The sequence below is a fragment of the Clostridium sp. C8 genome, from assembly GCF_001010885.1.
Classification (GTDB): Bacteria; Bacillota; Clostridia; order Clostridiales; family Clostridiaceae; genus Clostridium; species Clostridium sartagoforme.
Genome location: NZ_LBMX01000082.1, coordinates 39,162 through 56,841 on the forward strand (window position 1 = coordinate 39,162; position 17,680 = coordinate 56,841).

15 protein-coding genes are annotated in these 17,680 nt (G+C 26.2%); 8 read left to right on the top strand and 7 right to left on the bottom strand.

All coding sequences use genetic code 11. The features are described from left to right. The first annotated feature begins 49 nt into the window (after positions 1-49). The 7 genes from AAT22_RS11695 (at position 50) to AAT22_RS11725 (ending at position 9,021) form a co-directional block, all read left to right on the top strand. Positions 50-478 carry an N-acetyltransferase gene (locus AAT22_RS11695; protein WP_047001359.1) on the top strand — a complete coding sequence of 143 codons (429 nt, stop codon included), beginning with the start codon at positions 50-52 and terminating at the stop codon, positions 476-478. 108 nt (positions 479-586) lie between these two features. Next, positions 587-1,204, top strand: a complete 618-nt coding sequence (locus AAT22_RS11700) for a DUF3267 domain-containing protein (RefSeq protein WP_047001360.1) — start codon at positions 587-589, stop codon at positions 1,202-1,204. 260 nt (positions 1,205-1,464) lie between these two features. Further along, the gene (gene mutS, locus AAT22_RS11705) at positions 1,465-4,257 is read left to right on the top strand and encodes a DNA mismatch repair protein MutS (protein WP_047001361.1); all 2,793 of its coding nucleotides are present in this window, start codon (positions 1,465-1,467) and stop codon (positions 4,255-4,257) included. 32 nt (positions 4,258-4,289) lie between these two features. Beyond that, positions 4,290-6,320, top strand: coding sequence for a DNA mismatch repair endonuclease MutL (mutL, locus tag AAT22_RS11710; RefSeq protein WP_047001362.1), 2,031 nt, complete (start codon positions 4,290-4,292; stop codon positions 6,318-6,320). A gap of 11 nt (positions 6,321-6,331) precedes the next feature. After that, positions 6,332-7,267: a tRNA (adenosine(37)-N6)-dimethylallyltransferase MiaA gene (gene miaA, locus AAT22_RS11715; RefSeq protein ID WP_047001363.1), complete on the top strand. Its 936-nt coding sequence runs from the start codon at positions 6,332-6,334 to the stop codon at positions 7,265-7,267. Between the two features lie 30 nt (positions 7,268-7,297). Beyond that, the gene (gene hfq / locus AAT22_RS11720; RefSeq protein WP_040436980.1) at positions 7,298-7,534 is read left to right on the top strand and encodes an RNA chaperone Hfq; all 237 of its coding nucleotides are present in this window, start codon (positions 7,298-7,300) and stop codon (positions 7,532-7,534) included. A 209-nt stretch (positions 7,535-7,743) separates the two neighbouring features. Continuing rightward, positions 7,744-9,021, top strand: a complete 1,278-nt coding sequence (locus AAT22_RS11725; protein ID WP_047001364.1) for a methionine gamma-lyase family protein — start codon at positions 7,744-7,746, stop codon at positions 9,019-9,021. A gap of 55 nt (positions 9,022-9,076) precedes the next feature. Here the strand turns inward: AAT22_RS11725 and AAT22_RS11730 are convergent, their stop codons facing one another. Further along, positions 9,077-9,856, bottom strand: coding sequence for a hypothetical protein (locus tag AAT22_RS11730; RefSeq protein WP_242849817.1), 780 nt, complete (start codon positions 9,854-9,856; stop codon positions 9,077-9,079). 65 nt (positions 9,857-9,921) lie between these two features. Continuing rightward, the gene (gene lexA, locus AAT22_RS11735) at positions 9,922-10,527 is read right to left on the bottom strand and encodes a transcriptional repressor LexA (protein ID WP_016208476.1); all 606 of its coding nucleotides are present in this window, start codon (positions 10,525-10,527) and stop codon (positions 9,922-9,924) included. Between the two features lie 160 nt (positions 10,528-10,687). Here lexA and AAT22_RS11740 point away from each other — a divergent pair, with 160 nt between their 5' ends. Next, entirely contained in the window at positions 10,688-11,071 is a 384-nt protein-coding gene (locus AAT22_RS11740; RefSeq protein ID WP_047001365.1) for a hypothetical protein, read from the top strand. A gap of 38 nt (positions 11,072-11,109) precedes the next feature. On the opposite strand, the gene AAT22_RS11745 is transcribed toward AAT22_RS11740, so the two are convergent. The 5 genes from AAT22_RS11745 to AAT22_RS11765 form a co-directional block, all read right to left on the bottom strand. Beyond that, positions 11,110-12,105: a tyrosine recombinase XerC gene (locus AAT22_RS11745; protein ID WP_047001518.1), complete on the bottom strand. Its 996-nt coding sequence runs from the start codon at positions 12,103-12,105 to the stop codon at positions 11,110-11,112. 837 nt (positions 12,106-12,942) lie between these two features. After that, positions 12,943-14,394 carry a DUF2828 family protein gene (locus AAT22_RS11750; RefSeq protein ID WP_047001366.1) on the bottom strand — a complete coding sequence of 484 codons (1,452 nt, stop codon included), beginning with the start codon at positions 14,392-14,394 and terminating at the stop codon, positions 12,943-12,945. Positions 14,395-14,567: 173 nt separating this feature from the next. After that, a complete protein-coding gene (locus AAT22_RS11755; RefSeq protein ID WP_016208479.1) occupies positions 14,568-14,762 on the bottom strand; it encodes a hypothetical protein in 195 nt (64 codons plus the stop codon). 167 nt (positions 14,763-14,929) lie between these two features. After that, on the bottom strand, positions 14,930-15,538 hold the full coding sequence (locus tag AAT22_RS11760) for a GPR1/FUN34/YaaH family transporter (protein WP_047001367.1): 609 nt from the start codon (positions 15,536-15,538) through the stop codon (positions 14,930-14,932). Positions 15,539-15,752: 214 nt separating this feature from the next. Continuing rightward, positions 15,753-17,660 carry an ABC-F family ATP-binding cassette domain-containing protein gene (locus AAT22_RS11765; RefSeq protein WP_016208481.1) on the bottom strand — a complete coding sequence of 636 codons (1,908 nt, stop codon included), beginning with the start codon at positions 17,658-17,660 and terminating at the stop codon, positions 15,753-15,755. Between the last annotated feature and the right edge of the window lie 20 nt (positions 17,661-17,680).

Genomic DNA, 17,680 nt, shown 5'->3' on the forward strand with positions numbered 1-17,680 from the left:
TGTTTTAAACTCTTACTTTTAAAATTTATATAAATTAAGGAGAAAGAGTATGATAAAAAATCTAAGTATGAATAAATTAGAAGAAGTAATGAGAATTTGGTTAGAAACAAATATAGATGCTCATGACTTTATAGATAAAAAATATTGGATTCAAAATTATGATTTGGTTAAAGAGTTACTTAAAGAAGCTGATGTTTATATATTTGAGGAAAATGATGTTATCAAAGGCTTTGTAGGTATAGTTGAAAATAATTATATAGGTGGAATTTTTGTAAAAAAGAATTACCAAAGAGAAGGAATAGGAAAAAAGCTAATAGATTTTTGTAAAAATAAATATTCTTATTTAACTTTGCATGTATTTAAAAAAAATCACAAGGCAATAAATTTCTATAATAAAAATGATTTTATGATTTTAGATGAACTTATTAATGAGGATACAAAGGAATCAGAATATTTAATGACTTTTAGAAAGAAATAATTTAAGATTAAAATACCACAGTTTTATCTTTGAAATTGTGGTATTTATATATGTATGTAATAATGGACTTATTAAATAGAATATTTCTTTTTTATGGGAGGTGTTAAGTTGAAGTATATAAAAAATATTCCTTCTACGGACTATTTAATATGTGAAAATTTATTATCAAATGGTTGGAAAAAGCTAAAAGAACCTAAGGATGTTAAGGCTGCAATTCTTTATTCATTCCCAATTATGATCATTTCTTTTTTTATTGAATTAATATTAATTTTCTTTTTATATCAACCTTTTAAAGATATTATTAAAGGGAATAGTGAATTAAAATTTGAGCTAACTTTAAATTTAAATATATTTGTATATTTAGTAGCTATTATTATTTTTCTGTTTATACATGAACTTATTCATGCTATATATGTACCAAATATGCTAAAATCAAATAAGACATATTGGGGATTTAATGGTATGTTCGCTTTTGTTTATACTGAAGAAAAGATAAAAAAGAGTAGGTTTATAATTATTTCTTTAATGCCTTATATAACACTGTCTTTTATTTTACCAATGATTTTAAGTATTTTGGGAATATTAAATGGATTTATTTGTTTATTATGTTTATTGAATGCAGGTGGATCTTGTGTTGATTTATTAAATATTATTTTAATTAGTTTTCAGGTTCCTAATGGGGCTTATGTCATCAGCAATGGTCATAATACATACTATAAACATTAATATTAAAAAGCAGTCTTCAATTATAAAATTGGAGGCTGCTTTTAGTTGTAGATGATTTTATAAATTAATATTAATACCTTCTGATTTAATTCTTAACTCATAAAAATTATTTTATTAGTTCGTGAATATTCAATTCTGATTATTACCTATTACTTGATACATACTACTCACTTGTTACTTATTCCAATTTTATAGTATAATAGTAATAAAATCTTTTGTTTATAAAGATTTTAAGTTTATGTTTGTGAGGTATTAAAAATATGTTAACTCCAATGATGAGACAATATTTTGAAATAAAAGAGAATTATAAAGATTGTATATTATTTTTTAGATTAGGTGACTTTTATGAGATGTTCTTTGAAGATGCTAAAACCGCTTCTAGGGAACTTGAACTTGTTTTAACGGGAAGAGATTGTGGTCTTGAAGAAAGAGCTCCTATGTGTGGAATTCCATTTCATGCAGCCCCTTCTTATATTGCAAGACTTGTTAATAAAGGATATAAAGTAGCTATCGGAGAACAAGTTGAAGATGTTTCAGTTGCTAAAGGTATAGTAAAAAGGGATGTTATTAAAGTTATAACTCCTGGTACATATATAGAAAACAGCGAAGATAGTGAATATAAGAATACATATTTAATGTGTATAGTTGAAAATGGTGGTTATTACGGGTTAGCCTCTTCTGATATATCTACTGGCGAATTTAAAGTAACGAGCACTGCCGCAATAAAGGCAAGTTTATTAGATGAAATAACTAAGATATCTCCAAAAGAAATAATTGTAGATATTAATATAAGTGATGAATTATTATCAGAAATTACTTCTATTACTTCAGCGCTAATTACTAAGAGAGATTTAAGTAAGAGCATTTGTACAGATGAAGAACTTATTAAACAATTTTCTGAAGTATGTATAACTAGCTTAAATGATTTATCTAAGACTGTATCTAAAGCTTTATTAAAATATATATATGATACTCAGAAGATGACTTTAACTAATATAAATCTTTTAGAATATTATGACATAATTAATTATATGACTATAGATGGTAACTCAAGAAGAAACTTAGAACTTACTGAAAGCTTAAAAGAGAAATCTAAAAAAGGAAGCTTAATTTGGGTATTAGACAAAACTTCTACTTCTATGGGAGGAAGATCAATAAGAAAATGGATTGAAGAGCCTCTTATAATAAAATCTGAAATTGAAAAGAGATTAGAAGGTGTAGAGGAGCTATATAATAATGCTTACTTCAATGAAGATTTAAGAATTTTACTTAAAGAAATTTATGATATAGAAAGAATTGTAGGGAAAATTTCTAATAAGAATGCTAATGCTAAGGACTTAATTTCACTAAAATGTTCATTAGAAAAGTTACCAGGTATAAAAAAACATTTAGCGGATTCTACTTCAAACATATTAAAGGAATGGTATAAAGATTTAGATGAACTTACTGATATAAAAGAATTGTTATCTAATTCAATTTTAAATGATCCATCTATTGCCTTAAAAGAAGGTAACATAATTAAAGATGGATATAATGCAGAAGTAGATGATTTAAGAACAGCTAAACTTCATGGTAAGGAATGGATTGCAGCTTTAGAAAATAGAGAAAGAGAATTTACTGGAATTAGGTCATTAAAGGTTGGGTATAATAAAGTATTCGGATATTATATAGAAATATCAAGAGCTAATTATGATGCAATTCCTGAAGGTAGATATATAAGAAAACAAACACTAGCAAATGCTGAAAGATTTATAACTCAGGAGTTAAAGGAAATGGAAGATAAAATCTTAGGTGCTGAAGAAAAGTTAGTGTCTTTAGAATATAACTTATTTATAGAAATAAGAGAAGCTATAGAAAAAGAAATTGCAAGGCTTAAACAAAGTGCTAGAATTATTGGTAACTTAGATGCTTTATCTACTTTAGCTTTAATAGCAGTAGAAAATGATTATGTTAAACCTAGAATAAATGAAGATGGAATTATAGAAATAAATGAAGGAAGACACCCTGTTGTAGAAAAAGTTATTGGAAAAGGTGAATTTGTTTCTAATGATACTACATTAAATCCAAATGATAATAGACTTTTACTTATTACTGGTCCTAATATGGCAGGAAAGTCTACATATATGAGGCAAGTGGCACTTATAACCCTTATGGCTCAAATAGGATCTTTTGTACCAGCTAAATCCGCTAATATTTCTATATGTGATAAGATATTTACAAGAATAGGTGCTTCTGATGACTTAGCAGGGGGGAAATCTACCTTCATGGTTGAGATGTGGGAAGTATCAAATATTCTAAAAAATGCCACATCTAAAAGCTTAGTATTACTAGATGAGGTTGGAAGAGGAACATCAACCTATGATGGGCTTAGTATAGCTTGGTCTGTAATAGAATATATATCTAAAAATAATAAACTTAAGTGCAAAACACTTTTTGCAACCCATTATCATGAATTAACTAAACTTGAAGGTGTTATAGATGGGGTTAAAAACTATTCAGTTGCAGTAAGTGAAGTTAATGACACTATAATATTCTTAAGGAAGATTGTAGAAGGTGGAGCAGATCAATCTTATGGTATAGAGGTTGCAAAACTTGCAGGATTACCAAAACAAGTTATTGATAGAGCAAAAGAAATACTTTCTTCGCTAGAAGGTACATCAAATAGTAATTCATTAGATATTACTTCAATAAAGGAAGTTGCAACTGATAAACTTGAAACAATTAAAGTAAATAATGGTGATAATATTAAAGAAGATAAAGTATATTTAGATAATAATTCAATAGATAACATTCAAGAAGGTTCTAATGATGTGGATATAGAAAAAAAATCTACAAATAATACAATATTAGAAGATACTACTATTGTGAAGAAGGATTCTAAAAAGAAAAAGAATTCTAAAGATGAAATAAACGATTATCAGATAGATTTTACAATGATAGAAAAAGAAAATTTAATTAATTCACTTGCAGATATAGACGTTATGTCTTTAACCCCTATGGATGCAATGAACACCTTATACAAGTTAACACTTGAAGCAAAAAGGGTAAAGTAATTATAAAATGGGAAAATTAGTGAGGTGATTATATGAAAAGAATAAATCTATTAGATGAACATACTTCTAATAAAATAGCAGCTGGTGAAGTGGTTGAACGCCCTTCTTCAGTTGTAAAAGAATTAGTAGAAAATTCAATAGATGCAGAAGCAAAAAATATCACCATCGAAATAGAAGAAGGAGGTATTTCTTTAATAAGAATTATAGATGATGGTAATGGAATACATAGAGATGATATTAAAAAAGCTTTTATGCCTCATGCAACCTCTAAGATTCAAAATGTAGAGGATATATATTCTATTATGACCTTAGGCTTTAGAGGGGAAGCTTTAGCTTCTATAGCATCTATATCAAAAGTATTATTAAGAAGTAAAATAGATAACGAAGATTTTGGTTCAGAGATTTCAATAGAAGGCGGTGAAATACTTTCTTCAAGTGAAACAGGAACTAATAAAGGAACAATAATAGAAGTTAGAGATTTATTTTATAATGTACCTGCTAGAAGAAAGTTTTTAAAATCTACTTCTAGAGAAGGAGCATTAATAAGCGATATAGTATCAAGGATAGCTTTATCTAATCCAGATGTATCTATAAAATTCTATAACAATGGTAAAAAGGTTTTACATACTTATGGCACAGGCAATCTTAAAGATGTTATTAGAACTGTATATGGAAAATCTATAAGTGAAAATCTAATATATTTTGAAAGTGTAGAAGATGCAATTCATTTATATGGATATATAGGTAAAGAAGAAATAGCAAGAGGTTCTAGAAATAATCAAAGCATCTTTGTTAATGGTAGATATATTAAGAATAAAACTATAGTTGCAGCAATAGAAAATGCTTTTAAGTCTTTTGCAACAGTAAATAAATTTCCTTTCTTTGTTTTATTCCTTGAAGTATATCCTGAGTTTGTAGATGTTAATATACATCCAACTAAGGCTGAAATTAAGTTTAAGGAAGATAGAGGAATCTTTAAAAAGGTATTTGATGCAGTTCATAAAGCATTTAAAAGTGAAGTCTTCAATGATTTCTACATTCCAGAAGAAGAAAAAGATCAAAAAGATAACACTCCAACAGAAGTAGTTGAAGAAATATCTTTTAATATAAATTTAAATAATACTTATTCAAATAACTTGCCTTTATCTCAATATGATGATAATAGTAATAAGGCTAAAGAAAATGAAATAAATAATTTACTAGGAGTTTCTTATGAGGATTTAAGAAGAGAAGAAGAGCTCTATAATAATCTTAAGAACCTAAAAGAATTTGGTAAAATAGATATTAAAGCACATAACAATAATAATAGCATAAATAATGATAATGGTATTGATTATAAACCTGTAAAATATAATTCAAATACTGTAATTTGTGAAGATAAAAAAGAACTCATCAAAAATGAAATAAATAAAGAACAAGCAAATAGTGAAAATATAATAAGTAACAAAGAAAATTTAAATAATATAGAAAATAGAAATGCTAAGTTCCCTAATTTAAGAATAATAGGACAGTTTAATAAGACCTATATATTAGCTGAATATGATGAAGTGCTATATATGATAGATCAACATGCTGCTCACGAAAAGATTCTTTTTGAAAAGTACTTAAAGGGTATAGAAGAGGGGGATATAGTAGTACAACAACTACTAGTGCCTACTTTAATAGACTTAACTATAGATGATTTTTGTTATTATGAGGAGAATTCAGAAGTATTTACTATAGCAGGATTTTCTATTGAAAACTTTGGTGGAAATACTATAGCAATTAAGGAAGTTCCTTATTTTTTAGGCAAACTAGATCCTAAGAATTTATTTATTAATATCTTAGATAATATAAAGTCATTAGGTAGCGGAAAAACAACTGAAGTAAAGTATAATAGAATTGCAACCCTTGCATGTAAAGCTGCTGTTAAAGCTAATGATTCTTTAAATCAAATTGAAATGGAAAAGCTTATAAATGATTTAAAGTATATAGATGATCCATTCCATTGTCCTCACGGTAGGCCAGTAATAATCAAATTTACAAACTATGAATTAGATAAGAAGTTTAGACGAATAGTATAAAAGGAGTAACAATGAAAGAAAAAATTTTAGTTATAGCAGGACCAACAGCTGTTGGTAAAACAGATTTATCTATAAAACTAGCTAAAGAATTAAATGGTGAGATAATTTCAACAGATTCAATGCAAATATATAAATACATGGATATAGGCTCTGCTAAAATTACTAAAGAAGAAATGTGTGGAGTTCCTCATCATATGATAGATGTAATAACTCCTAGCACTCCATTTTCAGTTGCTGAATATAAAGAAATGGCGCAAAAATGTATAGATGATATTTTATATAGTGGAAAGATTCCAATATTAACTGGTGGTACAGGATTATATATAAATGCATTAACTTGTAATATGAACTTTACAGAAGCAGAAAATGATTTAGAATATAGAAATGAATTAGAAAAACTTGCAGAAGAGCATGGTAATGAATATATCCATAATATGCTTAAAGAAATAGATCCTATAAGTTATAAAGAAATTCATTATAATAACAGGAAAAGGGTAATAAGAGCTCTAGAAGTGTATAAATTAACAAATAAACCTTTTAGTTCTTTTAATGCAGGTGAAGAGTTTTTTAATGGGAAATATGATGTGAGCTATTATGTGCTTAACATGAATAGAGAAAAACTTTATAGTAGGATAAATTTAAGAGTTGATATGATGATGGATAAAGGTTTACTGCAAGAATGTATAAACTTAAAGGAAATGGGGTATAATTCATCTGTACAGTCAATGCAAGGAATAGGGTACAAAGAGATTTTTTATTACTTAGAAAACAAAATATCCTTACATGAGGCAATTGATATGATTAAACAAGGGTCAAGAAATTATGCGAAAAGGCAATTAACTTGGTTTAGAAGAGACCCTAGAGCTATTTTTTTAGATAAGGATATACTTAGTGAAGATGATATATTTAAAAGAATAGTTGGTGATTTTCTACCACAAATTGTATAATAGTAGTATAAGAATTATGCGGAGGTGAATATGGTGAATAAGCAACCAAATAACTTACAAGATATATTTTTAAATGGAGCACGAAAGAATAAGATTTCAGTAATTATATACTTAACTAATGGATTTCAACTAAAAGGATATGTAAAAGGTTTTGATAGTTTTACTGTAGTACTTGATAGTGATGATAAGCAAATGTTAGTTTATAAACATGCAATAACAACTATAACACCAGCAAAACCAATTTTATTTAATAATGATGAAGAGTAGGCAATTTGCCTGCTTTTTATTTTGTGCTGACTATATTTATCTAGTATTATAATTTTTACTTTATTTGAAGGTTAACCTTTTATTAAACATATATACTATGAAATTATAATAAAATATGATAATATTTTATTTATGTGATATAATAGCTTATTTAATTTACTTAGAAGGGAGAGATTACATATTATCAAATAATATGTAATAATAACGTTATGCTAAGAGAAACAGAAGAATTAATGATGAAGAAATTTAACTTTAAATCTAAAACATTTGAGCTATATAAAATGGCTTTAAAAGATGTGGAAGAAGTTTTTGAATCTTATGATGAAATAAGGGAATACAACCAATTAAAGGTACTAAAGGCCTTTCAAGATGAAAGAATAAGTGAATCTCACTTTACAAACTCATCTGGATATGGATATGATGATATAGGAAGAGATTCATTAGATAAAGTTTATGCTAGAGTATTTAATACTGAAAGTGCACTAGTTAGACCTCATTTCGTTAATGGAACACATGCTATAGGATGTGCGTTAATGGGAAATTTAAGGACAGGAGATACAATGGTATGTATTTCAGGAGCTCCTTATGATACATTGCATAATATAATAGGTATAAGTGGTAAAGAAAATATAGGATCCCTTAGAGAATATGGTGTTAACTATAAACAAGTTGATTTAAAAGATGGCAAATTTGATTTAGATAAAATAAAGGAAACACTAACTTCTGATAAAACTATAAAACTTGTACATATTCAAAGAAGTACTGGCTATGGATGGAGAAATTCTTTCTTAGTTAAGGAGCTTGGTGAAGTTATTAATTTTGTAAAAAGCATAAGAGAAGATGTTGTAGTTTTTGTTGATAACTGTTATGGTGAGTTTATTGATGTTATAGAACCTACTGATGTTGGAGCTGATTTAATTGCTGGCTCACTTATAAAAAATATAGGTGGAGGAATTGCACCAACTGGTGGATATATAGCTGGTAAAAAGGAATATGTAGAGCAAGCTAGTTTTAGATTAACAACACCAGGAATAGGAGGAGAGTGCGGCTCAACCTTTGGAGTTATGAGACAATTTTATCAAGGCCTATTCTTGGCTCCACATATAGCTATGGAAGCTGTAAAAGGTGCTGTATTTTGTTCAAGAATAATGGAACTTGCTGGGTTTGATATTTTGCCTAAGTACAATGAAAAGAGAAGTGATATTATTCAAGCTATTAAGTTTGGAGATAAAGAAAAGCTTATACAATTTTGTAAGGGTATCCAAAAGGGCTCTCCTATAGACTCTTTTGTTGAATGTGAACCTTGGGCTATGCCAGGATATACTGATGAGGTTATAATGGCTGCAGGAGCATTTATTCAAGGTTCTTCAATTGAGTTATCAGCGGATGCACCTATTAGAGAGCCATATATAGCTTATTTGCAAGGTGGTCTTACTTTTGATCATGCTAAAATAGGTATATTAATTTCTTTAAATAATATAATTTAAAATAGATTTGTATTTAACAAAAAACACTAGCTATTTATCTAGCTAGTGTTTTTTGTTATTCATTACCATCATCTATATTAAAAATCATTTCTTTAATATATTCTGCATCCTTAAATTGCTTTTCATCTTGTTTTTTATTAAGACTTTCTTTTATTTTATTTTTTTCTATATTCTCTAATAACTGATAGCAAAATTCATCTTTATAAACATTATTATTATCTTCATTTAAGTCTAGACTAATTTCATTTAAATTAATATTAGAATCGATATATTCAGAAGGAGTCATTATCAAACTTCCTTTTATAGAATTATCAAATACTAGTAATATAAAAAATATCAAATCTTGCACAGATATTATTGCAGAACTAGAAGCAATAGCATATAATAAAATATCAAATTCTAATGTATAGCTTGCTATTGTTGGAATTAATGCAAAAACTAAGAAAGGTAATATCAAAGAAATTAATATCCTTTCTTTTGGCACAGGTTTTTTGGATGATATTGATATACTCATATTAAAAGGATATAATTCTAATTTAATAATATCTTTATTAAAGACTTTTGGTAATAATAATGCTTTAAATAATGCATATGGCAATTCTATAAAAATATATAAGACTATTAATAGAAATAGAAATTTAATTCCTATCTTTATAAAATTATCTCCAACAAAAAATAAACTGTATCCTAACCCAAAAGCATATATGGAAGCCACAACAACTTTAATAAATAAGATTATATTAAAAAAGTCTTTTTTTATGATATATCCTTCCGTGTATTGATCTAGTAAATAATTACTTATAGTATCATCTTTTTTTAAAATAGATATTTTCAAATTAGCACCTCCTAAAATGCTCACTAAAAAATAAGAGTCATACAATATTGTATGACTCTTATTTTCTAATATGCTCTAAACAAACCAACTAATTTACCTAAAATACTGCAGTCTTCAACAATAATAGGCGATAAGCTATCATTTTCAGGTTGAAGTCTTATATGATCTTTTTCCTTATAAAATGTTTTTATAGTTGCTTCATTTTCTATTAAGGCTACAACTATATCTCCATTTTTAGCAGTTTGAGATTTTTCTATAATAGCATAATCCCCATCATGTATTCCTGCATTGATCATACTATTTCCTGTTACCCTTAACATAAATAACTCTTCATTATGTTTTATATAATCAATTGGAATAGGGAAGGTATCTTCTATATTTTCTATAGCTAATATAGGTGTTCCGGCAGTTACCTTTCCTATTAAAGGAATATTCAGCATTTCTTTTTTTGAATTAGAAGTTTCCATAATTTCTAATGCTCTAGGTTTAGTGGGATCCCTTTTTATAAAACCTTTTTTTTCTAATCGCTTTAAATGTCCATGAACAGTTGATGTGGATCTTAAATTAACAGCATCGCAGATTTCTCTTACTGAAGGCGGGTAACCTTTGTTTTCTGTATATATTTTTAAGAACTCATAAATTTCTAGTTGTTTATCTTTTATTTCGTTCATAATTACACCTCGCTTTATTATTAACATTATATCATAAGATAATATTAATATCAAACTAACGTTCTCGAAACTAACGTTCTTTAAATAACTAAATTTGATTATTTTAAATAACTTTGATATAATCATATTCAATTGAATTTATAGGTGTAGGTGATAAGTAATGGATTTAAAAAAATATTCAGAAGAAGATTACTGCGATATATATCCTAATAGAATCTGTGATAATTGTGGAGATTGTTTAAAAGAAGAAGGGATAGATGTAAGAGCAATAAAGATAGAAGATATTGCTAAAACTGTTGAAGAAAATGAATTCTTAGAAAATGAATATAAAAAAATGCTAGAATCTTTAAAAGAAGAGCATTTATCAGATGTTAAAATTGAAGAAGTAGGAGAGTATGATTTAGAAAATGAGTCAAGTGATTATGTTGATGCTTTTGATCATATTGAATACATAGATGATCTAGACATATTTGGTGAAGATTCATTAGAAGATGCTACAGAAGAAATTTTCCCAGGAGTTAGAAAACTAAAAGGGAAGTACTAATAAATTATAAAAAGGTTAAGAGGAAGCTCTTAACCTTTTTATAATTTTGACAATGGATTTGACTTTACTGCATCTCTTAAAGTCTCATCATCTATATGAGTATAGATTTGTGTAGTAGATATATTTTCATGTCCTAAAATACTTTGTAAACTTCGTATATCAACATTACCATGCTTATACATTAATGTAGCAGCTGTATGTCTTAATTTATGAGGTGTATATTTTTCATTACTTAACCCTGAATTTAAAATATGTTTTTTAACTAACAATTCAACAGTTCTTTTATTAATAGGTTTAAATCGGGAGGAGAGTAGTAGGTATTCCTTGTCTTCAACTGTGCATTTAGAAGCATCTCGAACAGCTAAGTAATTATTTATTGCTTTTAAGCAAGCTTCATTTAAGTAAACAGTTCTTTCTTTATTTCCTTTCCCAATTATAGTTAAAGTATCACCTTTAATTTTATCTAGTTTGATGCTACATAGTTCAGATAATCGCATTCCGCAATTTAAGAATAAAGTTAAAATACAATAATCTCTATAAAAATTTTTGTTATCTTTATCTAATGAACTCAATAAGTTTATGCTTTCGTCTAGTGTTAAATAAACTGGATGTCTTTTATTTATTTTGGGTGACTCTAGTTCTAAAGTAGGGTTATCATCTATAATTTTTGCTTTTCCTTGAAGGAATTTAAAATAAGATTTAAGAGCGGCAACTTTTCTAGCTCTTGCATAATTTCCGTTTTCTCTTTGTTTTTCCGTAAAAGATAAAAAGGCATATAAGTCAGTTAATTTAATTTTTCTAATAAATGAATTATCTATATCTCTAATATTTATTTCAGAAAATTCCAAAGAATCATCAGTGATTAGTCCTTTATATACTTTTAAAAATCTAAAGAATAAAGTTAGATCTATTTCATAACCTTTAATTGTATTAAGAGATTTTCCTTTAATTGTTTCTAAGTAGTTTAAAAAGTCGATAACGGATTCTGGTAAATTTTTAATTTGAACTTGCTCAATACCGTACTTACTTTGTATTGAAGTTGAGTTTGAATTCAAATTTTCGACAGAATTCAATTCTAAATTCAATTTAGAATTCTTTTTATTAATCTTTTTAGCTTTTTTTATACTACGATTTATTCCAAGTTCTTTAAGCCAAATTTGAACATTCCTAATTCCTGTATCATAAATTTCTGAAAGCTGAGAAGTTGATAATTTATGTATTTCAGTAAGTTTAAATAGATCTTCAATTATATATTCGTAGCCGCGTTCCACACCTAAATCGTAATAATTAGAATAAACTGAATGAAGTTTTTTCTTATCTTTATTTGATAACTCTACGTTCAAAAGATTTTTTATATCCTCAGTATAAGTAAAATCTTTATATTTATATGTTTTCGTTCGCAATGTAGACATTTTTTAACCTCCAAAATCTCTGTAAAGCCTTGATTTTATTATATCATAGCATTTTATAACTTGCAATACGACGAAATGCAATAAATGTATATTTAGCGAAATTATTTTTGAGCTTTTTGAGCTAATTTTAATGAAATTTTATGGTTTTTTATACTATTATATGATTTATTTCTATATAGAAATTATAAATTTCAAATAACTACATTAATTTTAAATATAATAGTATATATGTTTTAAATTGTATTTATATAAATTATTATTAAACTTTATATTTTTTTATAAGTTATTTTGCTATACATGGATTTTGCATAATTATATTCACAATTTTATTCACGGCATGTTATCAATTGTCATTTTAATAATTCAACTTTAAAAGTTATTAAAATTAAAGCTTATATAACATATTAAAAGTTATGTAAATCTATTTAGTCTTAAACAATGCATTTGCATTGTTTAAGACTAAATAATTAAATCATTATATTGAATATTATTAAATTTATCTATAATTATATTAGAATTCTTAATTTCTCTAGATTCAAGAATGTATTTCCAAATATATTTATTATATCCACTAATTATCACTACGTTATCTTTGTAGGATATTGAAAATTTTGATGATAAGTCTTTTAAATTCCAAAGCTTTATTTTAGGCATTTCAAATCCTGAATTTATCCATTTCTCACTAATGAATTTAAGATTATTAAAACTTATATCTTCTGATTTGTTGTATATGAACATTATTGATTTAGGTATTGCTTCAGGTTTTAAATTCTTTTTTATACTAGTAAATAGTAATAAATCTAAAGCAGAATTTAAATCCATATTATAATTTATATTATTTTTTGACATGCTCTTTATACTACCTATATAATCAGTGCTAGTTAATTTATTAAATTTAGGATTATTTTTAAAAGACATATAGTAGTTTTTAAAGCTGTTCAAATTTAATTTATTGTATAAAAGGATTGTCGAAATTAGTATATCAAAATATCTATTTTTATTTTGAATTAACTCTCCTTCAATTCCATTAATAATTAAAGTATCTTCAAAAGTATTTAAGTCTTTTATATTCTTATCAATTAGATATTCTAAATTCTTAAGATACATATCTTCTATACTGTTTATGCCAGGATTATTTAATGTTTCTCTAATAATAGAAATTATATTCTCAAGAGATTTAAATATAAAAGTTTTTTTAGGATTTTCCAATTTGAATTTTTCATAATCAGCTTTATCATTCTTTAAAAAGGCTTTTTTATATTTCTTTATATTTAATTCTGTAAGATTTTCATAGTTTATTTTCGAATACTCTCTCCTACTTATATTCGTTTCTACTATATCAATTTTTCTTCTTAAGCTAGATAATAACCTTCTGTATTCTTTAGGTGAATATCCAAGTAATCTTCTGGTCTTATTACCAAAGCTTCTTGATTCCTTTGAGGAAGTATTTTCTGATTTCAACCATTTGCCTAAGGTTGATGGTTTATTAGAATTGATATCAATTTGTATTTGATTTCTAAACAAATCTATAACAGCATCTTCAACCTTTGTATTAAATAAAGAATATAAATCATCCCATCTCCCATACTTAGGAATTAATGTTAAATTATTTTCTATATACTTTGGATGCTCATTTCCTAAGTAATTTAAAAGAACCCTAAATACCCTTCTCTCCCCTAGTCCATTTACCTTATCCCTAATAAAGAATAATAATTTTATGCTATAAGATGTTCCAGAATAAAATATTCTTCTGAAATTTTCTATTATTTCCTCCTCTGTAGCATTTCTAAAGTAAACTATATTATCTATAAATTTTTCAACTTCATTTACATTAAGTGATTCACTTTCCTCTATATCTATTTCCGAGACTTTATATAATTCTTCTCTTAATTTACTTAATATTCCTGACATTTTATCCTCCTAAAAAGTATTACAAGACACGTTTTTTATTATTATAAATGAAATTATAATATTGCTGTAAGTGTCTTTTCAAGATACATGTATTATTAAGCTGTTAGTATCTTTTCATTATATAATATTGTAAACATTTAACCTTTAGAACAAAATATAATAAAAAAGTGCTATTAATGCACTTTCCCACTTTCTATAATCTTACTTATTAAGTTCTTTACTATTAGCTCTGATTTAGAGCTGCCCTTTTTAAAATATCTAATTTGTGTATAATCAATATTATTTAGGCTTAAATCTACTATATCAATCCTTTCTCCTTCATATATAACGGGTTCTTTCTTTCCTTTTAAAAATATAGATACTTTCATATTTTCTCCTTATATTGTATAAATTTAAACTTAAATCAAGTTGATTCATAATTAATTATTTTATTAGATAAAAATTTTCATAATATTAATAAAACTTAAAATGAAAAAAATATAGTGTTAAGTAGTTTAATACAATAACACTATATTTATAATATCATAATTATTAGTTATTTAAAAATATTAAATGGTTTGCCAATAGGTAAAAATACTTTACCAAAGTGCTTATTTAGAACAGCTGCACCACTTCCATAAAATGAAAAAATTGCAATTCCAAGTTCTGAGTACGCTGCTAAACTATGTGCAAAATGAGGTATAATTCCAAATGAGTTTAACATTAATCCTATAAATAGAAAGTCTATTAAAACAAAAATTATAAATAATACCTTGTGAGTTTCCATTGCACCAATAGTCATAAACAATGTAAATATTAAGTAAGCTAAAAAAGCAAACCCTAATTGTTTTGTATCAGTAGCTGCTGCAAGCTTGTCTCCCAATACACCATTTTGTATAAGCCATGTCATTCCCATAGCATACCAAAAGAAAGCATATGCTCCAAAAGCAGTTGCACCAAATGTATTATTATGTTTAAAATCATTTATACATGCAAATAATTGAGCTGTAGCACCTAAGAAAATAGCCCAAGGTAACACAAGAGATACCCCTTCTGTAAGACCTAATTTTTGAGATGATGCTACTAATGTTATAACAGCTAAACCAAATAATCCTAGAGCTGAAGGATCAGCAACTAAAATCTTTACTTCTTTCGTTTCTTCCATGATTTCCTCCTATGTTGTTGTAATATAAATCAACCTTTAAAAGATTATCAAATATTTATCTTATTGTCAATAAAGTTGTATTTTTAAATATTTTATAACATTTATGAAACTAATGTTATAATCACTATTAGCGCCAATCCATCTACTAATTTTATTATTTCTTCTTAGTAATATAAATTATCTAGTTCATAACTTATGTTGCACTTAAAATTGATTATTTATTTTTGAATTCTTCAATTTTATTAGCAATATCTTCTAGATATTCTAATCTTTCATATTTAAATAAAAGATCTTCTTCTACAGATTCCTTTTCTTTCATAAGCTCATTTAAAGCTCCATAATTTGAAGAGTTTTTTGACATTTTGTCTTCTATTTTAGTAAGTTCATTTTCTAAAGATTCTATAGTAGAATAAATTTCTTCAAATTCTTTTTGCTCTTTAAAAGTAAATTTAGGTTTAGATAAAGTATTTTTATTTTCTTTTTGATAAGACTTCTTTTCTTTTATTTCATTTTGAGATTTTTCAGGTTTTATTTCATACTCTTTATGTATTAAGTAATCACTATAATTACCTACATATTGCTTTATTACGCCATTACCTTGATATGAAAAGATTCTATTACATAATCTATCTAAGAAATATCTATCATGAGATACTATAATTACAACGCCTAAGAATTCATCTAGAAAGTCCTCTAATATCTTTAAGGTTTCAATATCTAAATCATTTGTAGGCTCATCTAGAATAAGTACATTTGGTGATTCCATCAATATTCTAAGTAAATGTAATCTTCTTCGCTCCCCTCCTGATAGTTTTTCTATTGGAGTGTATTGCATTGTACCATCGAAGAGAAATCTTTCAGCTAATTGAGAGGCAGTTATATTATATCCATCCTCAGTTGGTATATTTTCTCCACCTTCTTTTATATAATCTATAGCTCTTTGATTTAAGTCCATATGATTATTATCTTGTGAGAAAGCTCCTATACTTACTGTATCTCCAATTTCTATATCACCCTTATCCGGATCTATAGCACCTATCAGCATATTTATTAAGGTTGTTTTTCCAACACCATTTTTACCTATTACACCTATTCTATCATTTTTAGAAAAAATATAATTAAAATTCTTAATTAAAACTTTATTATCGAAAGTTTTAGAAATATTATTTATTTCTATAATCTTTTTACCTAATCTTCTTCCTACAAAAGGCATTTCTATATCAGTATTTACTGTAAAATACTCAGTATTTACTAATTCATCAAACCTCTGAAGTCTAGCCTTTTGCTTAGTAGTCCTAGCCTTTGCACCTCTTTTTACCCATTTTAATTCTTTTAAAATAAGTTTTTGTCTTTTTTCTTCCTTTGATGCTTCTATTTGTAGCCTTTCTACTTTTTTCTCTAAAAAGTCGCTATAATTACCATCATATAAATAAAGATTTCCTCTATCCAGTTCTAGTATTTTATTTGTTACTCTATCTAAGAAATATCTATCATGAGTAATCATAATTAAAGCACCTTTTCTTGAATTTAAGTAATCTTCCAGCCATTCTATTGATTCTGAATCGAGGTGGTTAGTAGGTTCATCTAGAACTAGTAATTCACAAGGAGTTATTAGTGAAGATGCCAAAAATACTCTTTTTCTTTGACCACCAGATAATTCTGACATTTTTTTATTAAAATCATTTATTCCAAGTTTAGTTAAGATAGTTTTTGCATCACTTTCTAAATCCCATAAATTCATAGTATCTATTTTACTTTGAATTGCTATCAACTTATCATTAAGGGATGTATCATTATTAATCTTTTCTAGTAATTCCTCATACTCCATTAAAAGCTTCATTTCAGGAGTATCTCCTTTAAATATTTGTTCTAATATAGTAGAATTATCATCATATTTTGTATCTTGAGCTAAATACTCTACCCTTATATTTTTTCCTCTTATTATTTTTCCATCAAAGAATTCATCTCTTCCGGTTAATATTTTAAGTAAAGTTGATTTTCCCGCTCCATTTAATCCTATTAAACCAATTTTATCTCCATCATTTATGTTTAAGGTTATATTGTTTAATAAAACTTTTTCACTATAAGTCTTAGTTATATTTTCTAATGTAATTAAATTCATATTTTTCTCCTTAAATCATT

What these genes read in the sequence shown, in the direction of transcription:
- AAT22_RS11695 (WP_047001359.1), top strand. Translation starts at nt 50, where the DNA reads ATGATAAAAAATCTAAGTATGAATAAATTAGAAGAAGTAATGAGAATT.
- mutS (WP_047001361.1), top strand. Translation starts at nt 1,465, where the DNA reads ATGTTAACTCCAATGATGAGACAATATTTTGAAATAAAAGAGAATTAT.
- mutL (WP_047001362.1), top strand. Translation starts at nt 4,290, where the DNA reads ATGAAAAGAATAAATCTATTAGATGAACATACTTCTAATAAAATAGCA.
- miaA (WP_047001363.1), top strand. Translation starts at nt 6,332, where the DNA reads ATGAAAGAAAAAATTTTAGTTATAGCAGGACCAACAGCTGTTGGTAAA.
- hfq (WP_040436980.1), top strand. Translation starts at nt 7,298, where the DNA reads ATGGTGAATAAGCAACCAAATAACTTACAAGATATATTTTTAAATGGA.
- AAT22_RS11725 (WP_047001364.1), top strand. Translation starts at nt 7,744, where the DNA reads ATGCTAAGAGAAACAGAAGAATTAATGATGAAGAAATTTAACTTTAAA.
- lexA (WP_016208476.1), bottom strand. Translation starts at nt 10,527, where the DNA reads ATGAACGAAATAAAAGATAAACAACTAGAAATTTATGAGTTCTTAAAA.
- AAT22_RS11740 (WP_047001365.1), top strand. Translation starts at nt 10,688, where the DNA reads ATGGATTTAAAAAAATATTCAGAAGAAGATTACTGCGATATATATCCT.
- AAT22_RS11750 (WP_047001366.1), bottom strand. Translation starts at nt 14,394, where the DNA reads ATGTCAGGAATATTAAGTAAATTAAGAGAAGAATTATATAAAGTCTCG.
- AAT22_RS11755 (WP_016208479.1), bottom strand. Translation starts at nt 14,762, where the DNA reads ATGAAAGTATCTATATTTTTAAAAGGAAAGAAAGAACCCGTTATATAT.
- AAT22_RS11760 (WP_047001367.1), bottom strand. Translation starts at nt 15,538, where the DNA reads ATGGAAGAAACGAAAGAAGTAAAGATTTTAGTTGCTGATCCTTCAGCT.
- AAT22_RS11765 (WP_016208481.1), bottom strand. Translation starts at nt 17,660, where the DNA reads ATGAATTTAATTACATTAGAAAATATAACTAAGACTTATAGTGAAAAA.